The following is a 3,665-nucleotide window of genomic DNA, read 5'->3' as shown; positions in this document are numbered from 1 at the left end:
GGCCACGGGGGCGGCGGCGACCACGGTCGGCGCCACGGTCACGCTGCGGGTGACGCGCAGCCGGGCCTCGCCATCGGCCAGCTCGATCTCCGTCAGGTCCGTCTCCCGCAGGATCTGGGCCAGCGCCCGGATCGAATCCGGGGTGAAGGAAATGCCGCTCATGGAACCTCTCTGATACCCTGCCCGCCGCTCAATCCTGCTCCGCCTGGGCCAGGATGCCGGCGATGCCGCGCAGCGCGAGCGCATAGCCATGCGGCCCCAGGCCGCAGATGACCCCCTGCGCCGCGCGCGACACATAGGACAGGTGCCGGAACGACTCCCGGCGATGGATGTTGCTGAGATGCACCTCGACGACCGGCAGGTCGGAGGCCAGCAGGGCATCCATCAGCGCGATCGAGGTGTGGCTGTAGCCGGCCGGGTTGATGATGATCCCCGCCGCCATGTTCCGCGCTTCCTGCACCCAGGAGATCAGCTCGCCCTCGACATTGGTCTGGCGGAAATCGATCGCCAGGTCGAGCGCGTCGGCGGTCTCGGCGCAGAGCGCCTCGATATCGTCCAGCGTCTCGGATCCGTAGATCTCGGGCTGGCGGGTGCCGAGCAGATTCAGGTTGGGGCCGTTCAAAACGAAGATCAGCGGCGGGTTCACGTGGGGGTTTCCGTCCGGTCCGGTGCGGCGGCGCCTAGCACGGAGGGTTTCCGCGCCGCAAGCATCGGCCTCTCGCGCTTTTGCGCGCAGGATGCAACCCCTTGTTTCTCACGCCCCGCCGCCGGGGCGGCGGCGCCCCGGCCGGCCCCGCCTCAGCCCTTGGCCATGGCGGTGCAGCTCTCGGCGCAGCGGCGGCAGGCGGTGACGCATTCCTCCATGCCACCCAGCGCCTCGCATTCGGCGGCGCATTCGGTGCAGATCTCGGCGCATTCGGCGCAGGTGTGCTGGTGGTGCCGGGTGCCGAGCAGCATGAAATGCGCCGCGGTGCGGCACATCTCGGCGCAGGCCAGCATCAGCCGGACATGGTCGGGGGCGGTGTGGCGGCCGCCCATCTCCAGGCAATGGCCGGACAGGCTGCCCAGGCAGGTGGCGTAGCAGGACAGGCAGTTGTCGATGCAGGCGCGCATCTCGGCGGAGAGATGGGACATGGCGGACCTCCTGTTGCTCATCCCTGCTGAACAGGGGGCAAGGGGGGGCGGTTGCAGCCCCACCGGGCCAGGGAAGCCCTGAGGGGGCTTTGCCCCCTCAGACACCCCCAGCAGGGGACGGGGTCCCCTGCACCCGCCTTCGGTTCACAAGGCCCGGCTGGCGTGCAGGAACTGGAAGTGCCGCTCATACTGGGACAGCACGTCCTGGATCAGCTCGTCCCGCGTCAGGTCCATCACGTCGTAATCCTGGCTGCCATCCTCCAGGAACACCTCGGCGCGCCAGTAATGCTCGCGCTGCTCCTGCTCCGGCCGGCTCTCGAAATAGGCGAAGCTCGGCATGGCGTAGCGGCGCAGGCGGATGCCGTAGCGGAACTCCTCCGGCGCGCCGGGCATGGTGACCAGGCGCAGCCGGTCCTCGCGCGCCTCCACCTCGGCGCTCAGGCCGCGGCCGCGCAGCTCGGCCGCCACCGCCTCCAGCGCCGGGGCGGCGGTGTTGGCCACGAAGCCCAGCCCGGCCTGGCGGGTCGGGTGCGCCAGGATGCCCTGCAGCTGGCGCTGCCAGGAACGGCCCTGGCGCGGCGGCAGGTTCTGCGCCAGCGCGTCCTGGCGCAGCCCCTCCCGCTGCAGGGCGCGCCACAGCCCGTAGGCCATCAGCAGCATGACCACGGCGAAGGGCAGGGCGCTGGCGATGGCGGCCGTCTGCAGCGCCTTCAGCCCCTCGCCCGAGGCCAGCAGCACGGCGGCGATCAGGCCGGAGGCCAGCGCCCAGAACATGCGCTGCCACAGCGGCACCACGTCGCGCCCGCCGGCGGTGATGGTGCTGACCACCAGCGCCGCGCTGTCGGCCGAGGTGATGAAGAAGGTGACGATCAGCAGCATCGCCAGGCCCGAGGTCAGGGTGGCCAGCGGGAACTGCTCCAGGAAGGCGAACAGCGCCAGGGTGACGTCGCCCCGCACCGCCTCGGACACCGCCGTGGTGGTGCCCGACAGGTGCAGCCAGAGGGCGCTGTCGCCGAACACCGTCATCCAGGCGAAGGTGAAGCCGGCCGGCACCAGCAGCACGCCAAGCACGAACTCGCGGATCGTCCGCCCGCGCGAGATGCGGGCGATGAACATGCCGACGAAGGGCGACCAGGCGATCCACCAGCCCCAGTAGAACAGCGTCCAGTCGGCCAGCCAGTCCTTCGGGTCATAGGCGTACATGTTGAAGGTGCGCAGCGCGAACTGGTCGATATAGCCGCCCAGGTTCTGCACGAAGCTGCGCAGCAGGAAGGTGGTGGGGCCGACGACGAAGACGAACAGCATCAGCGATGTCGCCATGACCAGGTTGGCGTTGCTGAGCAGCTTGATGCCCTTGTCGAGGCCGGAGGCGACCGAGAGGGTCGCCAGCCCGGTGATGCCGGCGATCAGCGCCAGCTGCACCCCGAAGCCCACCGGCACGCCCAGCACATGCGACAGCCCGGCATTGACCTGCAAGGCGCCGAGGCCGAGCGAGGTGGCCACGCCGAACATCGTGCCGATCACCGCGAAGACATCCACCGCGTCACCGATCGGGCCGCGGATGCGCTCGCCGATCAGCGGGTAGAGCGAGGAGCGGACGGTCAGCGGCAGGCCGTGGCGGAAGCTGAAATAGGCCAGGCTCAGCCCGACCACCGCATAGATCGCCCAGGCATGCAGGCCCCAGTGGAAATAGCTCAGCCGCAGCGCGTTGCGCGCGGCGGCGATGCTGGCGGGGTCGCCCTCGGGCGGGGTGAGGAAATGCGTCACCGGCTCGGCCACGCCGAAGAACACCAGGCCGATGCCCATGCCGGCGCTGAACAGCATCGCGAACCAGGCGGTGTAGCTGAATTCCGGCTCGGAATGGTTGGGGCCGAGGCGGATGCGGCCGCTGGCGCCGAAGGCCAGCAGCGCCACGAAGAGGACGAAGCAGGCCACCACCAGCAGGTAGAACCAGCCCAGCTCCTGGGTGATCCAGCCCTGCACGGCGCCGAAGACGCGGGCGGCATCGTCCGGCCGCCGAGCCCCGAAGCTGACGAAGCCCAGGATCAGCAGGGCGGAGGTGATGAAGACACGGCGGTTGATCGGCGCCGGAGAGGGCGCCGGGGGTGGCGGGGGCGGGGATGGGGCGTCGGACATGGCGGCGCTTCCTGGTCTGGATGCCGGAGCCTGCGGCCGGCGGCGGGAGGCAGGGGCGCGGGGCGTGGCTGGCGAGGGGGAGGCCAGCCACGCCCCGGGCGGTCGCCCGGGCGGATGCGCGGCCCGGTGGCGCTGCAACGCTTTAGAAGGGGAAAGGTTGAGCTTGTGCTGCCGCGCGCCGCGCACGGCCCTGTCATGGGTGCTCCGCCACCGTGGCGGGATGACAGCGGGCGGCGCGCTTCCTAGGTTGCGGCGCAGCGTGTCCGCAGGAGTCGATCGCCGATGCCGTGTCCCGCCCTCCGTCCCGGGCCAGGCCACCGCGCCCCAGTGAGCCCCTCCGCCGGGGGCCCCTCCGCCGGGGGTCCGCGCGCCGCCGGGCCGGCGCTGCTGGCGCT

Annotated in this window: 3 protein-coding genes; all 3 read right to left on the bottom strand. The window is 71.1% G+C overall.

Translation table 11 applies throughout. The annotated features are described in order from the left end of the window. Positions 1–190 precede the first annotated feature (190 nt). The 3 genes from aroQ to HMPREF0731_RS12200 all read right to left on the bottom strand — a co-directional run bounded on the left by aroQ (position 191) and on the right by HMPREF0731_RS12200 (position 3,270). Positions 191–646: a type II 3-dehydroquinate dehydratase gene (gene aroQ, locus HMPREF0731_RS12210; RefSeq protein WP_007004449.1), complete on the bottom strand. Its 456-nt coding sequence runs from the start codon at positions 644–646 to the stop codon at positions 191–193. 152 nt (positions 647–798) lie between these two features. Next, positions 799–1,134, bottom strand: coding sequence for a four-helix bundle copper-binding protein (locus tag HMPREF0731_RS12205; protein ID WP_040613078.1), 336 nt, complete (start codon positions 1,132–1,134; stop codon positions 799–801). 144 nt (positions 1,135–1,278) lie between these two features. Continuing rightward, complete coding sequence (locus HMPREF0731_RS12200; protein WP_007004447.1) at positions 1,279–3,270, bottom strand: BCCT family transporter; 1,992 nt, start codon at positions 3,268–3,270, stop codon at positions 1,279–1,281. Positions 3,271–3,665 lie beyond the last annotated feature (395 nt).

It is taken from the genome of Pseudoroseomonas cervicalis ATCC 49957 (assembly GCF_000164635.1).
Taxonomy (GTDB): Bacteria; Pseudomonadota; Alphaproteobacteria; order Acetobacterales; family Acetobacteraceae; genus Pseudoroseomonas; species Pseudoroseomonas cervicalis.
The sequence above is the reverse complement of the archived record's forward strand: the minus strand, read 5'-3'. Positions and strand labels throughout refer to the sequence as shown.

What these genes read in the sequence shown, in the direction of transcription:
- HMPREF0731_RS12205 (WP_040613078.1), bottom strand. Translation starts at nt 1,134, where the DNA reads ATGTCCCATCTCTCCGCCGAGATGCGCGCCTGCATCGACAACTGCCTG.
- HMPREF0731_RS12200 (WP_007004447.1), bottom strand. Translation starts at nt 3,270, where the DNA reads ATGTCCGACGCCCCATCCCCGCCCCCGCCACCCCCGGCGCCCTCTCCG.